This window comes from Pseudoclavibacter endophyticus (genome assembly GCF_008831085.1).
GTDB classification, from domain to species: domain Bacteria; phylum Actinomycetota; class Actinomycetes; order Actinomycetales; family Microbacteriaceae; genus Pseudoclavibacter; species Pseudoclavibacter endophyticus.
Map to the genome: position 1 here is coordinate 1,490,794 of NZ_WBJY01000001.1, position 20,394 is coordinate 1,511,187.

General features: G+C 69.5%; 20 protein-coding genes. 17 read left to right on the plus strand and 3 right to left on the minus strand.

Annotated elements, in window-relative coordinates:
- Positions 1-4 precede the first annotated feature (4 nt).
- From F8O04_RS06665 to rbfA, 13 genes are all read left to right on the plus strand, one after another.
- On the plus strand, positions 5-1,354 hold the full coding sequence (locus tag F8O04_RS06665; protein WP_158028485.1) for a M50 family metallopeptidase: 1,350 nt from the start codon (positions 5-7) through the stop codon (positions 1,352-1,354).
- Positions 1,355-1,409: 55 nt separating this feature from the next.
- Positions 1,410-2,555: a flavodoxin-dependent (E)-4-hydroxy-3-methylbut-2-enyl-diphosphate synthase gene (ispG, locus tag F8O04_RS06670; RefSeq protein WP_158028486.1), complete on the plus strand. Its 1,146-nt coding sequence runs from the start codon at positions 1,410-1,412 to the stop codon at positions 2,553-2,555.
- A 222-nt stretch (positions 2,556-2,777) separates the two neighbouring features.
- Positions 2,778-3,773, plus strand: coding sequence for an AAA family ATPase (locus F8O04_RS06675; protein ID WP_158028487.1), 996 nt, complete (start codon positions 2,778-2,780; stop codon positions 3,771-3,773).
- Between the two features lie 8 nt (positions 3,774-3,781).
- Complete coding sequence (locus tag F8O04_RS06680) at positions 3,782-4,675, plus strand: DUF58 domain-containing protein (protein WP_158028488.1); 894 nt, start codon at positions 3,782-3,784, stop codon at positions 4,673-4,675.
- Positions 4,662-5,186, plus strand: coding sequence for a hypothetical protein (locus F8O04_RS06685; protein ID WP_158028489.1), 525 nt, complete (start codon positions 4,662-4,664; stop codon positions 5,184-5,186). The genes F8O04_RS06680 and F8O04_RS06685 overlap by 14 nt, the downstream gene beginning before the upstream one ends.
- Positions 5,177-6,166: a vWA domain-containing protein gene (locus F8O04_RS06690; RefSeq protein WP_158028490.1), complete on the plus strand. Its 990-nt coding sequence runs from the start codon at positions 5,177-5,179 to the stop codon at positions 6,164-6,166. Before F8O04_RS06685 ends, F8O04_RS06690 begins: the two co-directional genes overlap by 10 nt.
- Positions 6,163-7,155: a vWA domain-containing protein gene (locus tag F8O04_RS06695; protein WP_158028491.1), complete on the plus strand. Its 993-nt coding sequence runs from the start codon at positions 6,163-6,165 to the stop codon at positions 7,153-7,155. Before F8O04_RS06690 ends, F8O04_RS06695 begins: the two co-directional genes overlap by 4 nt.
- On the plus strand, positions 7,139-7,948 hold the full coding sequence (locus tag F8O04_RS06700) for a YfgM family protein (protein ID WP_158028492.1): 810 nt from the start codon (positions 7,139-7,141) through the stop codon (positions 7,946-7,948). Before F8O04_RS06695 ends, F8O04_RS06700 begins: the two co-directional genes overlap by 17 nt.
- Positions 7,949-8,003: 55 nt before the next feature.
- Positions 8,004-9,818 (plus strand): proline--tRNA ligase, encoded by a 1,815-nt coding sequence (locus F8O04_RS06705; protein ID WP_158028493.1) that lies wholly within the window; start codon positions 8,004-8,006, stop codon positions 9,816-9,818.
- 96 nt (positions 9,819-9,914) lie between these two features.
- Positions 9,915-10,934: a transcription termination factor NusA gene (gene nusA, locus F8O04_RS06710; protein WP_158028494.1), complete on the plus strand. Its 1,020-nt coding sequence runs from the start codon at positions 9,915-9,917 to the stop codon at positions 10,932-10,934.
- An 11-nt stretch (positions 10,935-10,945) separates the two neighbouring features.
- Entirely contained in the window at positions 10,946-11,248 is a 303-nt protein-coding gene (locus F8O04_RS06715; protein WP_158028495.1) for a YlxR family protein, read from the plus strand.
- 75 nt (positions 11,249-11,323) lie between these two features.
- The gene (gene infB / locus F8O04_RS06720; protein ID WP_158028496.1) at positions 11,324-14,212 is read left to right on the plus strand and encodes a translation initiation factor IF-2; all 2,889 of its coding nucleotides are present in this window, start codon (positions 11,324-11,326) and stop codon (positions 14,210-14,212) included.
- A 78-nt stretch (positions 14,213-14,290) separates the two neighbouring features.
- On the plus strand, positions 14,291-14,767 hold the full coding sequence (gene rbfA, locus F8O04_RS06725) for a 30S ribosome-binding factor RbfA (RefSeq protein ID WP_158028497.1): 477 nt from the start codon (positions 14,291-14,293) through the stop codon (positions 14,765-14,767).
- A 10-nt stretch (positions 14,768-14,777) separates the two neighbouring features.
- Here rbfA and F8O04_RS06730 read toward each other — a convergent pair whose 3' ends face one another.
- The gene (locus F8O04_RS06730) at positions 14,778-15,749 is read right to left on the minus strand and encodes an HhH-GPD family protein (protein WP_158028498.1); all 972 of its coding nucleotides are present in this window, start codon (positions 15,747-15,749) and stop codon (positions 14,778-14,780) included.
- A complete protein-coding gene (locus tag F8O04_RS06735; RefSeq protein WP_158028499.1) occupies positions 15,746-16,747 on the minus strand; it encodes a ketopantoate reductase family protein in 1,002 nt (333 codons plus the stop codon). Before F8O04_RS06735 ends, F8O04_RS06730 begins: the two co-directional genes overlap by 4 nt.
- 56 nt (positions 16,748-16,803) lie before the next feature.
- Between F8O04_RS06735 and truB the strand changes: the two genes are divergently transcribed.
- The 4 genes from truB to F8O04_RS06755 are packed head-to-tail and all read left to right on the plus strand — an operon-like array spanning position 16,804 to position 19,526.
- Positions 16,804-17,742: a tRNA pseudouridine(55) synthase TruB gene (truB, locus tag F8O04_RS06740; protein WP_158028500.1), complete on the plus strand. Its 939-nt coding sequence runs from the start codon at positions 16,804-16,806 to the stop codon at positions 17,740-17,742.
- The gene (locus F8O04_RS06745) at positions 17,739-18,119 is read left to right on the plus strand and encodes a hypothetical protein (RefSeq protein ID WP_158028501.1); all 381 of its coding nucleotides are present in this window, start codon (positions 17,739-17,741) and stop codon (positions 18,117-18,119) included. The genes truB and F8O04_RS06745 overlap by 4 nt, the downstream gene beginning before the upstream one ends.
- Positions 18,116-18,616 (plus strand): hypothetical protein, encoded by a 501-nt coding sequence (locus F8O04_RS06750; RefSeq protein ID WP_225734905.1) that lies wholly within the window; start codon positions 18,116-18,118, stop codon positions 18,614-18,616. Before F8O04_RS06745 ends, F8O04_RS06750 begins: the two co-directional genes overlap by 4 nt.
- On the plus strand, positions 18,591-19,526 hold the full coding sequence (locus tag F8O04_RS06755; RefSeq protein WP_158028502.1) for a bifunctional riboflavin kinase/FAD synthetase: 936 nt from the start codon (positions 18,591-18,593) through the stop codon (positions 19,524-19,526). The genes F8O04_RS06750 and F8O04_RS06755 overlap by 26 nt, the downstream gene beginning before the upstream one ends.
- A 69-nt stretch (positions 19,527-19,595) precedes the next feature.
- Here the strand turns inward: F8O04_RS06755 and F8O04_RS06760 are convergent, their stop codons facing one another.
- A complete protein-coding gene (locus F8O04_RS06760; protein ID WP_188726227.1) occupies positions 19,596-20,240 on the minus strand; it encodes a maleylpyruvate isomerase family mycothiol-dependent enzyme in 645 nt (214 codons plus the stop codon).
- Positions 20,241-20,394 lie beyond the last annotated feature (154 nt).

Here is a 20,394-nt window from a genome sequence, read left to right on the forward strand (position 1 = left end):
CGCCGTGGAAGGCGTCATTCTCTTCATCGTCGGCATCATCGTGTTCGTGATCGGGCTCGCGGTGTCGATCGCGCTCCACGAGGTCGGCCACCTCGTGCCGGCCAAGCTCTTCAACGTACGCGTGCCGCAGTACATGATCGGCTTCGGCCCGACGCTGCTCTCGAAGCGCATCGGCGAGACCGAGTACGGCCTGAAGGCCCTTCCACTCGGCGGGTACGTCTCAATGATCGGGATGTTCCCGCCGAAGCATCGCGGCGAAGCGCCGCGTGAGGGCGGCACGGGGTTCGTCTCGTCGTTGATCGAAGACGCCAGGTCGGCGTCGGTCGAGCAGATCGGCCACGACGAGCACCACCGCGCCTTCTACCGCCTCGCGACGTGGAAGCGGCTCATCGTGATGCTGGGCGGCCCGGCCATGAACATCGTCCTCGCGCTCATCGCGTTCCTCATCGTGTGCTCGGGGTTCGGCATCTTCCAGTCGACCACGACCGTCGAATCGATCTACTCGTGCGTCGTCTCGCAGGCGGAGCAGCAGGAGCAGCAGGACGCCGGTGAGGAGCCGACCTGCGACACCGTCTCACCGGCGGCCGAGGCGGGCCTGGAGCCCGGTGACCGGGTGCTCGCGGTCGACGGCGAGCCGATCGGCGACTGGAACCGTCTCAGCGAGATCATCCGCGAGAACCCCGGCGTGCCCCTGGACTTCACGATCGTGCGCGGCGGCGCCGAGACCGAGCTGACGGTCACGCCGACGCCGAACACCATGTACGTGCTCGATCCGTTCTCGGGCCAGCGCCTCGAGAACCCGGACGGGTCGTATCAGACGCAGGAGGTCGGCTACGTCGGCTTCACTCCGACCTCGGAACGGCAGCAGCAGCCGCCCACGTACGCCGTCGAACTGACGGGGTACAACATCGAGCGCGTCGTGCAGGTCGTGCTCACGATGCCGCAGCGCGTCGTCGACATGTGGAACGCCGGGTTCGGGGGAGCGGAGCGCGATCCCGAAGGCCCCATGAGCGTTGTCGGCGTCGGGCGCGTGACCGGCGAGATCACGGCGCAGACGAGCATCCCGGTGCTCGACCGTGTCGCCTCGATCGTCATGCTTATCGGTTCGCTCAACATCGCACTCGCCGTCATGAACCTCGTGCCGCTCCCGCCGCTCGACGGCGGCCACGTGGCGGCGGCGCTCGTGGACGGCATCCGCCGCGGCGTCGCGAGGCTGTTGCGTCGGCCCGATCCGGGCTACTTCGACACCGCCAAGCTCGTGCCGGTGACGATGGTCGTCTCGGGTGTGCTGATCGTCCTCATGGCGCTGTTCGTGTACGTCGACATCGTGAATCCCATCGTGCTCTTCGAATAGCGCGGCGACGCGGTGAGCGTCCGGCGCGGCCAGGGGCCGGCCGTAGACTGGCCGGGTGCCAGCTGTGAACCTCGGTATGCCCGCCGTGCCCGATCTTCTCGCCCCGCGTCGGCCGTCGCGCAAGATCCGCGTCGGCTCTGTCGAGGTGGGCGGCGACGCCCGTGTCTCAGTGCAGTCCATGACGACGACCCCGACGACCGACATCAACGCGACCCTCCAGCAGATCGCCGAGCTCACGGCGTCCGGCTGCGACATCGTGCGCGTCGCCGTGCCGAGCCGCGACGACGCTGAGGCGCTGCCCATCATCGCCCGCAAGAGCCAGATCCCCGTGATAGCGGACATCCATTTCCAGCCGAACTACGTGTTCGCCGCCATCGACGCCGGATGCGCGGGCGTGCGGGTGAACCCCGGCAACATCCGGAAGTTCGATGACCGGGTGGGAGAGATCGCCGCCGCCGCCAGGGCCGCAGGCGTCTCGCTCCGCATCGGCGTCAACGCCGGATCGCTCGAGCCGAGCCTGCTGCAGAAGTACGGCCGCCCCACGGCGGAGGCCCTCGTCGAGAGCGCCGTGTGGGAGGCGAGCCTGTTCGAGGAGCACGACTTCCACGACTTCAAGATCTCGGTCAAGCACAACGATCCCATCGTGATGGTCAAGGCGTACCGGATGCTCGCCGCGCGCGGCGACTGGCCATTGCACCTCGGCGTCACGGAGGCGGGCCCGGCGTTCCAGGGCACGATCAAATCGGCGACCGCGTTCGGCATCCTCCTCGCCGAGGGCATCGGCGACACGATCCGGGTGTCGCTCTCTGCGCCGCCCGTCGAGGAGGTCAAGGTGGGCCTTCAGATCCTGCAGTCGCTCAACCTCCGCGAGCGTCGGCTGGAGATCGTCAGCTGCCCGAGCTGCGGCCGCGCCCAGGTCGACGTCTACTCGCTCGCCGAGCGCGTGACCGAGGGACTCAAGCACCTCACCGTGCCCCTTCGCGTGGCCGTGATGGGCTGCGTCGTCAACGGACCGGGGGAGGCCCGCGAGGCCGATCTCGGGGTGGCGAGCGGCAACGGCAAGGGCCAGATCTTCGTCAAGGGCGAGGTGGTCAAGACGGTTCCGGAGGCGGAGATCGTCGAAACGCTCATCGCCGAGGCGGGCCGCATCGCCGCCGACGCGCCCGCGGGGGAGACGGGGAGTCCGCAGGTCGTCGTCTGACCGGACGGGCCGAGCCTCCACCGGACCGCGCGTCATCCCCCCGAGGGTGCGCGGATCGTCGAGGGTGGTGACGAGACACGTCCATGCCATCACGTACCCTCGATACTCGCGGGCCTCGGGGTGCCCGCTGTCCACCCGAGTCGCAGGTCGAGCCCGTCCTGCTCCGGCGGGCAGACATTTCCCGGCCATTTCGCCAGGTCAAACGCCAACAGGGGGAACCGCATGGCCCAGCCCACCACACGTCTCGCACCGCCCGAACTGCAGGAGGCGCGACGCGTCGTCGAAGCGATCTCGGGGGCGTACGGACGCAAGGTCGTGGGCCAGGCGCAACTGCGCGAGACCCTGCTCGTCGGTCTCTTCACGGGCGGGCACATCCTGCTCGAGTCGGTCCCTGGCCTCGCCAAGACGACGGCGGCGCAGACGCTCGCGGACTCGGTGCACGGTTCGTTCCATCGCATCCAGTGCACGCCCGACCTGCTCCCGAGCGACATCGTCGGCACGCAGGTGTATGACGCGACGAAGAACGAGTTCGTCACTCAGCTGGGCCCCGTGCACGCGAACTTCGTGCTGCTCGACGAGATCAACCGCTCGAGCGCAAAAACGCAGTCGGCGATGCTCGAGGCGATGCAGGAGAAGCAGACCTCGATCGGCGGCGCCGTCTACCACCTGCCGAAGCCATTCCTCGTTCTCGCGACGCAGAACCCCATCGAGCAGGAGGGGACGTACACGCTGCCGGAGGCTCAGCTCGATCGCTTCATGCTGAAGGACATCCTCGACTACCCGACACCGGCGGAAGAGGCAGAGATCCTCCGACGGATCGACCTCGGCGTCTACGACGAGGCGTCGCGCCCGCCCTGCACGCTCGACGACGTGCTGCGGACGCAGGAGTTCGTGAAGCGCGTCTACCTCGACCAGACCATCGTCGAGTACATCGTCGGCATCGTCTACGTCACGCGTCACGTCGGCGAGTACATCCCGTCGGAGCTCTCGAGGCTCGTCGACGTCGGTTCGTCGCCCCGCGCATCCATCAACTTCGCCAGGGCGGCGCGCGCCCTCGCGCTCATCCACGGCCGCGACCACGTGATCCCCGAGGACATTCGCCGACTCGCGCATCGAATGCTGCGGCACCGGATCATGCTGAACTTCGAGGCCGACGCCGCAGAGGTGCGCGCCGAACAGGTCATCGACGCGATCCTCGCCGCCGTACCGACCCCGTAGGGCAGGTCATGACCGACTCGCTCCTCACTCGCGTCAAGTCGAAGATGTTCCTGCACTCGCGACGACGGGTGCTGCACCTGCTCGACGGCCAGTACGCCTCCATGCTGCGTGGTCGCAGCATGGACTTCGACGACCTGCGAGAGTACGTCGCCGGCGACGAGATCAAGGACATCGACTGGAAGGCGACGGCCCGCACGGGCGGGCGTCCCCTCGTGAAGCGGTACGTCGCCGAGCGCAAGCATCGTGTGCTCTTCGCCGTGGATCGCGGCCGGAACCTTCGCGCGCGCGCAGCGGGCGGCGGCGAGAAACGCGATGTCGCCATTACGGCCATGGGCGTGCTCGGATACCTCGCGCTGCGGCATGGCGATGAGGTCGGGCTCATCACGGGCGATGAGCACGACGTGTCGCAACTGCCCTTCCGCGGCTCTCAGCGGGCGCTCGAGCGCGCACTGCACGCCGTGTACGACTCGTCCTCGATCGACGGGCCGCGCAGCGACATCGTCGGGCTGCTCGAGCGGGTTCGGCGAACGGTCAGCCGCAAGCTGTTCCTCGTCGTCATCGCCGACGAACTGCCGTGGGACGAGCGCCTCGAAGCGCTCGTGCGTCGCCTCGCGGCCCAGCACGACTTCGTGTGGCTCCAGGTGGGCGATGCCGACCCGCGCACGCGGGGCGACGGCGGCGAGCGGGCCTACGACGTCGACAGCGGCTGGTCGATGCCCTCGTTCATCGCCGACGACCCCATGATCACGCGCGAGTACGAGTACGCGCGCGCCAAGCAGCAGCTGCACATGGAAGACGTCTTCGACCGCAGCGCGGTCTCCTACACGCGCCTCGAGAGCGAGGACCAGGTCATCGCGGCCCTGCTCCGACTGCTGAAGGAGCGCTCGCATGTCCGTCACTGACGCGCTCGGCGTCGCCTGGGAGGGAGCCGGGGCCCAGACGACGCCGCCGGGAACGATCATGCCGACCGTGCCGTACAGCCCGATCTGGGGTGTGCTCGCGGCGGCACTCATCGTCGGGGTCGTGCTCTACTACGGCCTCACCTGGCTGCTGACGAGGCCCAGGCCGGAGGCGCCGCCGCCCGCCGCCGCACCGACGCCCGTGCGGAGCGTTCCCGAGCTGCAGGGCGTCTACCTTCATGAAATCGACTCGATCCTGCAGCGACACGCGGCCGGCGAGTTGTCGCCGCGGCGCGCACACGCCGCACTGAGCGTCACGGTCCGAGAATTTCTCTCCGAAGCGACCGGAGTGCCGGCCGACAAGATGACGCTGACCGACCTTCGTCAGACCCCGTACGTCGGAGCCACGTACGCGGTCGCCGAGTACTACCCGATCGTCTTCGGCGCGCAGGAAGCCCAAAGCGTCGAGCACGGCGCGCACGCGGCACGGCAGGTGATCGCACTGTGGCAATAGCATTCTGGTACGTCACCGTCGGCCTGCTCGCTCTCGCGGCGGCCGTGGGGCTGGCGGCGTGGTTTCTCCGGCGCCGGAAGGCGACGACGGCGCGCATCCCGGTTGCGAACTCGGAGCGCTTGACGCGCCTGCCGTCATACCGGCGTGCGCTGATGAGGGCGACGGCCATGCTGTCAGTCGCGGCCGTCGCACTCGCCGTCGTCCTCGTAACGACCGCGGTCGCGTCGGGGCGATGGATCTACCAGCAGATCGAGACGCCCGAGAAGTTCAACCGCGACATCGTGCTGTGCCTCGACATCTCGGGCTCGATGATCGACTACGACGTCGAGGTCATCGATCGGTACCTCGAGATGCTGCCGGGATTCGACGGCGAGCGCATGGCGCTCATGCTCTGGGACTCGACGGCGGCAGAGGTGTTTCCCCTCACCGACGACTACGCCTTCGTCGAGACGCAGCTCACCGAGGTACGCGACCAGATGGCCGCGGCCTCCGGCGCCGGGATCGGCGGATCGGACACGTTCACGTACGGGACCCAGAACGCCCCGGGCGCCTCGCTCGTCGGTGACGGACTGGCCTCGTGCGTGCTCGCCTTCGACGGCGACACGGAGGACGGCCGCTCGCGCTCCGTGATCTTCGCGACGGACAATGCGGTGAACGGATCGCCGATCATCTCGCTGCCCGACGCTGCCTCTTTCGCGCAGTCGCAGGAGGTCAAGGTGTACGGGCTCGACGCGAACACGTACGAGGACGCGTTCGCGGACGAGTACCGCACCGCCGTCGTGCAGAACGGCGGCCTCTACTACAAGCTGACCGACACGGCGAGCGTGAAGGGGATCGTCGACGAGATCACGAGCGATCAGACCTCGCTCATGCAGGGGGCGCCCCAGGTGCTCGTCGTCGACAGGCCGGCCGGCTGGCTCATCATCATGCTCGTCGGGTTCACGGTGTACCTGGTGATCGTCTGGAGGGTTCGCCTGTGACCTGGAACCCGATTTGGCCCGCGTGGCTGCTCGTCGTGGTCGGCGCGCTGCTCGTCGGCCTGTGCGTGTGGGGTCTCGTGCGCGCGGGGACGAGGCGCAAGCGCGTCGACTGGATGCTGCGGGGGCTCGTCGCGCTCGTGATCGCGATCGCGTGCCTGCGGCCTGGCATCGGGTCACACTCGGTCGAGGCGGCCCAGAGCGAACTCGATGTGCTTTTCGTCGTCGACACGACCGCGAGCATGAATGCGGAGGACTGGAACGGCGGGCCCAGGCTCGACGGCGTCAAGCAGGACATCGCGCAGCTCGCGCTCGCTCACGCCGGTGCGAGGTTCTCCCTCATCACGTTCGACTCCCAGGCCGTCAGGCGCCTGCCGTTCACCAACGACGCGACCGCTCTGCAGTCGATCGTCGAGCGACTGAGCCCCGAGATCACCGTGTACTCGGGCGGGTCCTCGGTGACCGTCGCGAACGGGCTCGTCAACCAGGTCCTCGGCCACGCCAAGGAGCAGGATCCGGACCGCGCGCAAGTCGTGTACTACTTCGGCGACGGGGAGCAGACGAGCAGCGACGCGCCGGAGAGCTTCGAACAGGCCGGCGGCAAGACCGACGGCGGCGCCGTCTTCGGATACGGCACCAACGAGGGTGGGCCGATGCTGGAGACCCTCGCCGCCTTCAGCACCCAGGCCCCCGAATACATCACGACGGCCGACGGGGAAACGGCGATCTCGGTGATCGACGAGGCGAACCTCCAAGCGATCTCGGAGCAACTCGGCGTGGTATATCAGCTTCGGACCCCCGATACGGCCATCACTCCTGCGGAGGTCCAGGTCGAATCGGGAACGGGCGGCGACGTGGAAGCAGCATTCGACCTGTACTGGATCTTCGCGATCGCCGCGTTCGTGCTGATGATGCGCGAAGTCTGGGTCAACGTGCGGAGCATCGCCGAACTGCGCGGCGCGAGAGGAGCGAGCGATGTCGACGGCGACTGACGAGTCCGAGGCCGATGAGGTCATCACGCCGCCGGAACCGGCCGGGAACCCGGCGGCGTGGCGCGACCCGGTCGCCGAGCGGCGCGCGTACCTGCGCCGGCTCCGTCGGCGGCGCAAACGGCTCATGCTCCTCGGAATCCCCGTGGCGATCCTGGCGCTGCTCGTTGCGGCGAAGTTCCTTTCGATGACCGTGATCGCCAACCGCACCGTCTCGGCCTATGAGGTCGCGGACTACGAGTCGGCGTTGAACTCGGCCCAGCAGCAGAAGTTCCTCAACGTCGTCGAGCAGTGGAAGGCGCCGTACAACACGGGCACCGTGTACTTGCAACTCGGACTGAACCAGGAGGCGCGCACTGAGCTCGAAGCCGCGTTGCCGCTCGCCAGCGGAGCGGACGAGTGCCCGATCAGATCGAACCTCGCCATCGCGATCGAGCGCATCGGCGATCAGCACGATGCCGATGGTGACGGCGACGCGGCTCGGGAGGCGTGGCAGCAGGCGCTGGCGGTGCTCTCCCAGGCCCCGGCCGAGTGCCCCGACTCGACCTCGTCGGTGCCGATGAGCGAGACCCAGCAGCGGCTGGAGGCCAAACTCGATCCACCGCAGTCCTCCGACGACGCCGAGGAGCCGCAGGATCCGTCGGAAGACCCATCGGACACGGGCGACGCAGATCAGGACGCGATCGAGGACATCGGCGAGCAGCTGGACGAGAATCAGGACGATCGCCAGGACGCCATCGACGAGGAGAACGACCAGGGCGGCGGTGGTGGTGGCGGCACCGACAAGCCGTGGTGACCGGCCGTGGTGACCGGGGCATCCGGCGGGGGTCGCGCCTGACTAGCATGGTCGGGTGATCGAACGTCTCTCCCACCTCTTTGTCCGCACGCTCCGCGAAGACCCGGGCGACGCGGAGGTCGCCAGCCACAGGCTGCTCGTGCGCGCCGGCTACATCCGGCGCCAGGCGCCCGGGATCTTCGCCTGGCTGCCGCTCGGCTTGCGCGTCAAGCGACGCCTCGAGGCGGTGATCCGCGAGGAGATGGCTCGCACCGGCTCGCAGGAGGTCGCGTTTCCCGGCCTGCTGCCCGCCGACGTGTTCGAGGCGACGGGGCGACTGCACGATTTCGGCGACTCGATGTTCCGGCTTCACGACCGGAGGGGCGCGCCGTACGTGCTGGCGCCGACGCACGAAGAGGCGTTTACCCTCGCCGTCAAAGACCTCTGCTCGTCGTACAAGGACCTGCCCCTTTCGATCTATCAGATCCAGGACAAGTACCGCGACGAGGCACGTCCCCGCGCCGGCCTGCTCCGGGGCCGCGAGTTCACGATGAAGGACGCGTACTCGTTCGACGTCGACGACGAGGGCCTCGCGGCGAGCTATCAGGCGCAGCGCGACGCGTACGAGCGCATCTTCGCGAGGCTGGGGCTCGAGTACGTCATCGTCGACGCCGATGCCGGCGCGATGGGCGGCTCCAAGAGCGAGGAGTTCATGCATCCGACTCCGGTCGGGGAGGACACATTCGTCATCGCGCCGAGCGGCTGGGCCGCGAACGTCGAGGCGTACACCTCGGCGAGGCCTGATCCCGTCGACGCGAGCGATCTGCCCGCGCCCGTCGAGTTCGACTCGCCGGCCACGGCCACGATCCAGACGCTCGTCGACCACGCCAATCGCGCTGTGCCGCGCTCCGACGGGCGGCCCTGGGCCGCCGCGGACACCCTCAAGAACGTCGTGCTCGCGCTCGTCGACGGCACGGGCGAGAGGCGCGTCGTCGTCATCGGCGTGCCGGGCGACCGTGCGGTCGACCTCAAGCGCGTCGAGGCGTCATTCCCCGGGCACGAGGTCGAGCCCGCGAACGATGCCGACTTCGCGAAGCATCCCGAGCTGGTCCGCGGATACATCGGTCCCTGGACGCCCTCGGGGCCTGTGCTCGGCGAGTCGTCGCCGAGCGGGATCGCCTTCTTCCTCGATGCTTCGATCGGCGACGGGAGCGCCTGGATCACGGGCGCGAATCGCCACGAGGTGCACGTGCACTCGCTCGTGGTGGGCCGCGATGTCGTCCCCGACGGCCGAGTCGAGGCCGCCGAGGTGCGCGACGGCGACCCGGCTCCGGACGGTTCCGGACCCATCCGCACCTCTCGCGGCACCGAGATCGGGCATGTGTTTCAGCTCGGTCGTAAGTATGCCGAGGCAATCGGCCTGCAGGTGCTCGACCAGAACGGCAAACTCGTCACCGTGACAATGGGCTCGTACGGGATCGGCGTCACGCGGAACCTCGCGCTGATCGCCGAGGCCAACCACGACGACCGCGGCCTCGTGTGGCCGGAGTCGGTCGCGCCGTACGACCTGCAGGTCGTCGCGACCGGCAAGGGCGAGCTGCCGCTCGAGCTCGCCGAGCGACTCGCGGTCGAGGCCGAGGCTGCCGGCCTCGAGGTGCTGCTCGACGACCGTCCGAAGGTGTCTCCCGGGGTCAAGTTCGGCGATGCCGAGTTGCTCGGTGTGCCGTGGATCATCATCGCGGGTCGCGACGCGGCAGAGGGACGCGTCGAGTTGTGGGACCGCCGCTCCGGTGAACGAGAGCCCATGCCGGCCGACGACGCGATCGCCGCGCTCCAGGCCAGACGCACGGCGCGGCTCGCGCGAGGCACCGAGCGGCGCCGAGACGGGTGATACCGGCCCGTCCGGACGGCGGAGCGCGCCCGCGCCCTCGGCGAGGGTCGGCCGGCGTGAGCTAAGCTCGTCGCTTCAGCTGAATAGAGGAGCGACATGAAGATCGATCTCACCGCCATTCGCCTGCTCGAGCGCGAGCGTGAGATTCCGTTCGAGGAACTCATCACCATTCTCGAGCAAGCCATCCTGACGGCCTACGACAAGCACCAGACCCAAGAGGTGGGCGGCGAGTCGATCCCCGCGGGCGCACGCGTTCACCTCGACCGGAAGACCGGCGAAGTCAACATCTTCGTCCCCGAGCTCGACGACGATGGCAACGCGATCGGCGAGGCGAGTCTGCACCCGGACGACTTCGGGCGCATCGCCGCGTTCGCCGCGAAGCAGGTGATCACCCAGCGGATGCGCGACATCGGCGACGATCGCGTGCTCGGCGAGTTCCGTGGCCGCGAGGGCGACATCGTTGCCGGCACGATTCAGCAGGGACCGAACCCCCGCATGATCCATGTGGATCTCGGAACGGTCGAGGCGATCCTCCCGCCCGATGAACAGGTTGCAGGCGAGGAGTACCCGCACGGCAGGCGCATCCGCGTGTTCGTCACCAAGGTCGAGCGCGGCAGCCGCGGCCCCCAGATCACGGTCTCACGAACGCACCCCTCGCTCGTGCGCAAACTCTTCGCTCTCGAGGTGCCGGAGATCGCGTCCGGCGTCGTCGAGATCGTCTCGCTCGCGCGTGAGGCGGGGCACCGCACGAAGATTGCGGTGCGCGCGACCCAGGACGGCATCAACGCCAAGGGCGCGTGCATCGGCGAGCTCGGTGCCCGCGTGCGAGCCGTCACGAATGAGCTCGGGGCCGAGAAGATCGACATCGTCGACTATTCGGCCGATCTCCCCACGTTCGTCGCCAACGCCCTCAGTCCCGCGAAGGTTTCGAGCGCGTTCGTGCTCGATCGTGCGACGAAGGCCGTTCGGGCCCTCGTCCCCGACTTCCAGCTGTCGCTCGCGATCGGCAAAGAGGGGCAGAACGCCCGCCTGGCGGCGAAACTGACGGGCGCGCGCATCGACATCCAGCCCGACTCGATCCTCGACGATGACGAGCCTGGCGGCGGCACGCGCTGACGAGGAGTACTATGGGGCCGGTACGAACGTGCATAGGATGCCGTTCGCGCGCCGAACGGTCGCAGCTCACCAGGGTTGTCGCCCGTGATGGCAGGCTCCTCGTCGATCGCTCGGCGCACAAGCCCGGCCGCGGCGCGTGGGTGCATCCTCTGGTCGAATGTCTCGAACTGGCACTCGCACGGCACGCCTTCGGGCGGGCACTGCGGGCGCGGGTCACGAATGACGACGACGTGCAGAACCTCGTGCACCAGCTGGCCGCCGACCACTCGGCGGCCCGGACAGAAAAGGCTGATCGGACTATGGACAACTCATGAGTGGCTCGGAATGAGGCACCTCATCGTTTGACGGTCCACTCCTGTACGAGGGGTGGGCCTCGAGACAGGAGAATTGTGGCTAAACCACGCGTACACGAGATCGCCGCCGAAATGGGCGTCGAATCGAAGACAGCGCTGAAGACCCTCCAGGACATGGGGGAGTTCGTGAAGAGCGCGTCGTCGAGCGTCGAGCCGCCGGTCGCTCGGCGCCTGCGCGAAGCATTGAAGAGCGGCGGCGACAATGGCGGCGCGGCCCCCGCGCCGACGTCGAACGCCGCCGGCAACGCCCGGCCGACACCCGGCCAAGCTGCGCCGAAGCCCGGCCAGGCTCGCGGCCCGAAGCCGGGCTCCCGGCCGGGTGCTCCCGCGCCGAAGGGCCGAGCCGACCAGGAGGACGGACGCCAGGCACCCGCCGGGCCGAAGCCCGGCGCGCAGCCCCGTGCCGACCAGCAGGCGAAACCGGCCACCGAGCAACCACGTGATGTCCCGACGAGCGGTCCCGCCACCGGCGCGCCTGCCCCGGGGACACCGGCGTCGCCGGCTCCCGATGGAGCTTCGAAGCCGGAGCAGCAGGCAGCCACGCCCGCAGCTGCGGCGAAGCCGAGCACGGGTGCCCCGAAGCCGGGAGAGGCGGCCGCTGCGCCGAAGCCGGGCGGCAGCACGCCCGGTGACGCGATTCCGCGTCCCCGCGGCCCGCGTCCCGGGCCCAGGCCCGGCAACAACCCCTTCGCATCGAGCCAGGGCATGGGGCGGCCGCCCCGGCCGGGAAACAACCCGTATGCCGGCGCGCAGGGCATGCGCGGCCAGGGCGCACCCCGTCCGCAGGCCCCTGGACGTGGTATGCAGCCGCCGCGTCCCGGTCAGCCGCGTGTGCTTCCCGGAGCTCGCCCGGCGAGCACAGGACGCCCCGGCGCCCGCCCAGGCGCAGGCGGAGGCGGAGGCCGGCCGGGTGCCGGCGGAGGCGGCGGATTCACGCCGCGTCCCGGCGGCGCGCCTTCGCGTCCGGGCGGTGGCGGTCGCGGTCGCGGCGGCACGGCCGGCGCGTTCGGTCGCGGCGGCAGCAAGTCGAGGGCGCGCAAGTCCAAGCGGACGAAGCGGGCAGAGTTCGAGATGCGCGAGGCGCCGTCCATCGGCGGCGTCAAGGTTCCCCGCGGCACGGGCGAGACGCGCATCCGGCTTCGTCGCGGCGCATCCATCGCCGACTTCGCGGAGAAGATCGACGCGAGCCCCGGCGACCTCGTCACCGTGCTGTTCCACCTCGGTGAGATGGCGACGGCGACCGAGTCGCTCGACGAGGCGACGTTCGAACTGCTCGGCGTCGAGCTCGGTTACCGCATCGACATCGTGAGCCCCGAGGACGAAGACCGGGAGCTCCTCGAGACGTTCGACATCGACCTCGACCAGGAGGCCGCGGAGGAGGACGACGACGTGCTCGTCGCTCGTCCGCCCGTCGTCACGGTCATGGGTCACGTCGACCACGGAAAGACACGACTGCTCGACGCGATCCGCAACACGAACATCATCGAGGGCGAAGCCGGCGGCATCACCCAGCACATCGGCGCATACCAGGTGTGGGGCGAGCACGAGGGCCTCGATCGCGCGATCACGTTCATCGACACCCCGGGTCACGAGGCCTTCACCGCAATGCGTGCGCGTGGCGCCAATGTCACCGACATCGCGATCCTCGTGGTGGCGGCCGACGACGGCATCATGCCGCAGACGATCGAGGCGCTGAACCACGCACAGGCGGCCGGCGTGCCGATCGTGGTCGCGGTCAACAAGATCGACAAGCCCGAGGCGAACCCCGACAAGGTGCGCGCCCAGCTCACCGAGTACGGGCTCATTGCCGAGGAGTACGGCGGCGACACCCTGTTCGTCAACGTCTCGGCCCGCGAGGGCGTCGGCATCGCCGACCTCGTCGAGGCGGTCCTCCTGACGGCCGACGCCGGGCTCGACCTGCGCGCCAACCCCGACAAGGAGGCGCGCGGCATCGCCATCGAGGCGAAGCTCGACCGAGGCCGCGGTGCGGTCGCGACCGTGCTCATCCAGTCCGGCACGCTGCGGATCGGTGACCCGATCGTTGCGGGCACGGCCTATGGCCGCGTGCGAGCCATGCTGGATGAGAACGGCCAGCAGGTCGACGAGGCGAACCCGTCGCGTCCCGTCCAGGTGCAGGGCCTCTCGAGCGTGCCGAGCGCGGGCGACACCTTCCTCGTGACCGAGGACGATCGCACGGCGCGTCAGATCGCCGAGAAGCGCGAAGCCGTCGAACGCAACGCCCAGCTCGCCAAGAGCCGCAAGCGCATCAGCCTCGAGGACTTCACCCGCGCCCTCGAAGAAGGCAAGGTCGAGTCGCTCAACCTCATCATCAAGGGTGACGTCTCCGGTGCCGTCGAGGCACTCGAGGAGTCGTTGCTCAAGATCGAGGTCGACGAGTCGGTGCAGCTGCGGATCATTCACCGTGGCGTCGGTGCGATCACCGAGTCGGACGTCAACCTCGCGACCGTCGACAACGCGATCATCCTGGGCTTCAACGTGAGGCCGGACCGCAAGGCCCGCGACCGCGCGGCCCGCGACGGTGTCGACATCCGGTTCTACTCGGTCATCTACAACGCGCTCGATGACATCGAGCAGTCGCTCAAGGGGCTGCTCAAGCCGGAGTTCGAAGAGGTGCAGTCGGGTGTCGCCGAGATCCAGGAGGTGTTCCGCTCCTCGAAGTTCGGCAACATCGCCGGGTGCATCGTCCGGTCGGGAACCATCACCCGCAACGCGAAGGCGCGCGTGATCCGCGACGGGGTCGTGCTCGTCGACGGGCTCGCGATCGAGTCGCTCCGCCGGTTCAAGGACGACGTGACCGAGGTCCGTACCGACTTCGAGTGCGGTATCGGTCTCGGCAAGTTCAACGACATCCAGATCGGTGACGAGATCGAGACGACCGAGCTGGTCGAGAAGCCGCGCGTCTAGCGCCCGATGCGGGGCGGGCCCGGAATAGGCCCGCCTCGCGCCGCGCCGGAGAGGCGCGGGCAAGCACAGGAGGACACCATGGCCGACCACGCGCGGGCGGCTCGGCTCGCCGACCGCATCAAGGTCATCGTCGCGACTCGTCTCGAACGCGGCATCAGAGACCCGAGGCTCGGGTTCGTCACGATCACGGATGTTCGCGTCACGGGCGACCTGCAGCACGCGACGATCTTCTACACCGTGTACGGCACGGAAGAGGAGCTCGCCGATACCGCCGCCGCCCTTGCGTCGGCGACGGGGATGCTGCGGACCGAGGTGGGCAAGAACCTCAAGGTGCGGCTGACGCCGTCGCTCGAGTTCGTCCACGATGCCCTCCCGGACAACATCAACCAGATCGACCGGCTCCTGCAGGAGGCGCGCGCTCGTGACGCCGAAGCAGCCGAGCGGGCTCGTCGTGCCGATTACGCGGGCGAGCCCGACCCGTACATCAAGCCCCGTGACGAGGGCGACGACGCATTCGACAAGGACTCATCCGCCGGCGGCGGGCAACCCCGCTAGTCGGGCGCCGTCACGAGTCTGGACCGCCGGCGCCCCGCGTGGGCGCCGGCGGTTCGTCGCCCGGCAGGGCGATGCGTCCGGAGGTCTCCACGACGAGCCCGTCGTCACGCAATCCGCGCAGGGCCCGCTCGTAGCGCACCTCGTCGGCGCGAGCATCCCGCCCGGACGCAGCGAGCGCCCGCTCGCGTAGGGCGGCATGTCCCAGGCCGCCGAACTCCGCTCGGAGCACGGCGAGGATGCGCCCCCGCATCTGCCGGTCCGACCCCGCGTACGCCGCCTGCTTGCGGCGGGGCCGCCCGGCGACCGTACCGGTCGGCGCGCCGATGGCGCGCCACGCGCATTCGTCGGCGATGGGGCACACCTCACAGCGGGGCGCCCTGGCCGTGCAAACGAGGGCGCCGAGCTCCATGGCCGCCGCGTTCCAGGCGACGGCGCGCGCACGCGCCGCGTCGTCGCCGGGGAGCGGGAGCGGCACGAGCGCGCGATACTCCGCCTCGTCCCGCGCCGCCGAGGGCGCCCACGGCTCGGCGGCGCCGACCGCGGCGCGGGCGATGACCCTGCGCACGTTCGTGTCGACGACGGCACTCGGCCGTCCGTACGCGAACGACGCCACGGCGGCGGCCGTGTACGGGCCGACGCCGGGAAGCGCGCGGAGCGACGCGTCGTCGGCCGGTACCACCCCGCCGTGCCGCTCGACGATCACGACGGCGCAGGCTCGGAGCCATCGGGCGCGGCGCGGATACCCGAGCCGATCCCACGCGCGCAGCACGTCGGCGTCCGTGGCCGACGCAAGGTCGGCTGGCCGCGGCCAGCGCTCGACGAACGCGCGCCATCGTGGTTCGACGCGCGCGGCCTGTGTCTGCTGCAGCATGAACTCGCTCACGAGCACGCCCCAGGGCGTCACGTGGGCGTCGCGCCAGGGCAGCGGGCGCGCCGCGCGTGCGAACCAGTCCACGACCCGGTCGACGATGCCGGCGGTCATCGTTCGACGAGGCGGCTGAGCACGCCCGGCGAGAGGAACTCCCCGGTACGTTCGACCCGGTGCACGAAAGCCGTCAGCATGCGGTTCACGGGGGTCGGCACGCCGTGCTGACGGCCGAGGGCGGCGACGCGCCCGTTGAGTTCGTCGATCTCCGTCTGCTGGCCGCGTCGGATCGACTGCAGCGTCGACGCGTAGTTCGGTACGGGCCCGAAGCTCGCGCCGAGCCGGCGGGGAACGGCCATGGCGAGGCCGAGCGGGAGGTGCTCGAGCGCGCGGATGTCGACGACACCGAGCTTGCCGAGGGGCGCGAAGCGCACCCCGATCGCCCGCCCGACCGCGATCGTCTCGCGCATCGAGCGGGTCAGGATGCGGCACAGTGCGGGGTCGGCGCTCACCTCCTGCACGCTGCATCCCGTGATGGCGGGGATCGCGTTGACGTGGTTAATGAGCAGCTTCGTCCACATGGCGCCGCGAAAGTTCTCGATCGCCCTCGTGGGCAGCCCGCGGTCGAGTTCGGCTGCGATGGCGAGCGCACTCGGCGACGGCGCCTCGCGACCGGCACCGAGAAAGGTCTCCCCGCCGGCAGTGACGTGGATGCGCCCCTGTCCGCGGTTCGTGACGGCGAAGAGCGTCAGTGCGCCGAACAGCTCGTGGGCGCCGCCGAGCACCCTGGCGGCGATGTCGAGGCCGCCGAGCCCGTTCTGCATGACGACGAGCGGCACGCCCCGGAGCCGCTCACGGTTCGCGGTGAGGGCGAGCTTCGCATCGTGCACCTTGGTCGCGAGCAGGGCGAGCTCAACCCCCGCGGGGAGCACCGTCGACACCGCGTCGAACCTCGCCGTGAACGAGCCGAACTCGCCGGTGAGCTGCACACCGTCAGTGGCGATCGCATCGGCGGTCCAGGAGCGCGCGGCGATCGACACGTCATGGCCGGCCTGCTGCAACCTGGCGGCGAACGCGCCGCCGACGCCGCCCGCGCCGATCACACCGATTCGCATGCTGTTCCTCTCGCCGTCCGCTCGGTCCGCTGCCTCACTCTAGAATGGTCCGCGTCATGACAAGCCAAGGCCCAGCCCCCAACGGCGTGCTCGTGGTCGACAAACCGAGTGGCCCGACGAGTCACGGCGTCGTCTCCGCGGGGCGTAAGGCTCTTGGCACGCGCAAGGTCGGCCACGCCGGCACGCTCGACCCAATGGCGTCCGGCGTGCTCGTGCTCGGCGTTGGGGTGGCCACGCGGCTCCTGACGTTCGTCGTCGGTGCCGACAAGGAGTACGAGGCCACGATCAGGCTGGGCGTTCGCACGAGCACCGAGGACGCGGAGGGCGAGTTGGTGGAGCGTGCGTCACCGGACGAGCTTGCGCCGCTCGACGAGGCCGCGATCGATGCGGCGATGGCTGACCTGCGTGGCGAGATCGATCAGGTGCCGAGCGCCGTGAGCGCGATCAAGGTGAACGGCAAGCGCGCCTATCAGCGCGTTCGCGAGGGCGAGGAGGTCGAGCTGGACGCCAGGCGCGTCACGATCTTCGCATTCGATCGTCTCGGAACGCCCGTGCGCATCCCCGGCGAACCGGGGGAGGGGCCGGTCGCGATCGACCTCCGGGTACACGTCACGTGCTCGTCTGGGACCTACGTGCGGGCGCTCGCCCGGGACCTCGGGGACGCCCTCGGCGTCGGTGCTCACCTGACGGCGCTGCGGCGTACGCGCGTCGGCGCCTTCTCGATCGACGAGGCGATCGCCCTCGATCGCCTCGCCGGCGACGCACCCGCCGGACTGATGACGCCATCGGACGCGGCCAGGCGCATCCTCCCAGCACTCGAGCTGCGTGCGGACGAAGCCGTCGATCTCGGCCACGGCAAGCGCATCGTCCGCGACGACGTCTCGCCGGACGTGCCCGCCGCCGCGTTCGCACCCGATGGCCGACTCGTCGGCGTCGTCACCCGGGAGGGTGGCGCCTACCGCCCGCTGATGAACCTTCCGGAAGCGCCCGCATGATCGAGTGGTACACGTGGCTCAGCGCTGGGATCGCCGCGGCCGCAGGCCTTCTCTGTCTCGCAGTGGGCCTGGCCGGTCGCAAGCCGGGCGACGTCACCGTCTTCTCTGTCGTCCTCGTTGAGCTGCTGCTCGTCGCCCAGGTCGTCATCAGCATCGTCGCACCGATCGCCGGAAACCAGGCGCAGGGCGACGTCATCGAGTTCTGGATCTACCTCGTGGTCGCCATCATCATCCCGCCCGCCGCCGTGCTCTGGTCGCTCATCGATCGCAACCGCTGGTCGACCGTCATCCTCGGGGTCGCGGCCCTCTCGATCGCCGTCATGGTCGTACGGATGCAGCAGATCTGGTCGGGGAACCCCCCGTTCCTCGGCGCATGACCGGAAAGCGTTCCCCCAGCCGCACCCCTGCGACCGTCGACGCGAGCGTGGGGGCACCCCGGGCGCACGGCGGGTTCCGCGGGGCGTCGGGCGTTGGCCGCGTGCTCGTCTTGGTCTATGCGGTGCTCGCGCTCGCCGCCACCGGGCGAAGCACCCTGCAACTTCTGACAAAGTTCGACGAGGCGCCCGTCGCCTACGTGCTCTCGGCCGTCGCGGCCGTCGTCTATGTCGTCGCGACGGTCGCCCTCGTCGTGAGGGGCCGGACAGCCCACGTCGTCGCCACGATCGCGATCGCCATCGAATTCGCCGGGGTGCTCGCCGTCGGAATCCTGACCGAGGTCGTGCCCGGCCTCTTCCCCGCCGACACGGTATGGTCTCACTTCGGGCGCGGCTACGCGTTCATCCCGCTCCTGCTACCGATCTTCGGAATCGCGTGGCTTGAATCCCAGCGAACCACCGCAAGGATCACAGATGTACGTCATCACCGACCTCAGTGAGGTTCCGAGCGATGTCGCACCCTCGGCCATCACGATCGGCAAGTTCGACGGGCTCCACCACGGGCATCTGTGGGTCGTCTCGCAACTGCACGACGAGGCGCGCGCCCGAGGCCTCAACCCGGTCGTCGTGACCTTCGACCGCCACCCGGCTGCTGTGCTCGCGCCCGAGACCGCTCCTCCGCCAATCGTCTCGACCCGGCAAAAGCTCGATCTGCTGCGCCGGCAGGGGCTGGCCGCGACAATCGTGGTGCCGTTCACGCCCGAGTTCGCGCGTCTCTCGCCGCGCGAGTTCGTCGAGCGTCTGCTCGTCAAACAGCTCGGGGTCAAGCTGCTCCTCGTCGGCCGGGACTTCCGGTTCGGGAAGGGCGGCGAGGGTGACGTCGAGTTCTTGCGGGGGCATGCGGCCGAGTTCGGATACGAGCTCATCGTGACGCGCGACGAGCAGGGGCCCGGCGACCGGCGCGCCTCGTCGACGTGGGTACGCGAACTGCTCGAGGTCGGCGACGTGCGAACCGTGACCGAGGTGCTCGGCCGGTATCACGTGCTCGCGGGCGAGATCGTGCACGGCGCCAAGCGGGGGAGGGAGATCGGATTCCCCACCGCCAACCTCTCGCCGGACCTCGAAGGGCTGATCCCGGGCGACGGCGTCTACGCAGGCTGGTTCCACGACGGCGATGCCGTGTATCCGACCGCCGTCTCAATCGGCAATAATCCCACCTTCGATGGGGTGCCGCAGAAGCAGGTGGAGGCGTACGTCATCGGCGAGAACCTCGATCTGTACGGCAGACGGGTGCAGATCGCGCTCGTCGAGCGCTTGCGAAGCATGGTGAAGTTCGAGGGGATCGGGCCGCTCAAAGCACAGCTCGAGCGGGACGTCGAGACGACCAAGCGCATCCTCGGCATCGCCTGAAGCGGCTCCGAGTCGCGCACCCCAGCGTCTCGACGTCCGGATGCCGCCGCTACGACCGGATGCCCGCCGCTACGAGGGGAGCGGGATGCGGCCGTACAGCGCCGCGACGAGCTGCGCGGCGGTGCCCTCGATGGGTTCTCCGGACCCGATGCGCCACCGTGCATCTGTCGAGACGAGCGTGCGGCCTCGCGCAGCCCGCGCGGACGGCCCGAGTCGAGTCTTGAGACGCGCAACGGCGACGGCGCTCGTCGACCGGGGACTGAGCCGGAGGGGCACGCCGATCGCCTCGAAGATGTCGATCGAGTGCACGACGGCTTCCGTCAGCTCGCCGATGCCGGTGCGTCCGCGGCGGTAGACCTTGGTCTCCGCGATGCGTCGAAGCGCGGCGATGAGATCGTCGGTCGGCGCCTCGGCCTCGCGACGCGCGAGCTCGGCGATCGCCGCGTCGAAGCCAACACGCTCGGTCATCATCGTGCGCGACGCCGATCGCATGAGCCCGCCGATCGGCTCGCCGAGCCGCCACACCAGGTGACCCGCGACGTCGCGGACGCGCCAGCCCTCGCAGAGGCTCGGGGCCTCCCACTGCTCTGCCACGAGCTCGGCGAGCGCGTCGGCGGTTCGATCGAGGGTCGTTGCGATGTGCGCGCTCCAGTCACCCGAGATGCGGGCTGACGGCGTGAAGGAGGGCCGTTCGGATTCGGTCGGTTCGCGCACCCGACCAGTATTCCACCGACGAGGTGTGTACGTGCTCGGCTCGCGGTCGCGAGCCGCGTGCCTGGTTCGCGCCCGGAGTGGCGTAAACTGTGCGGAACCGCCGCTGGGCGTCGTGATCTGAAGCGATCGGCAGCGTCGGTGATTGGCTCCGATC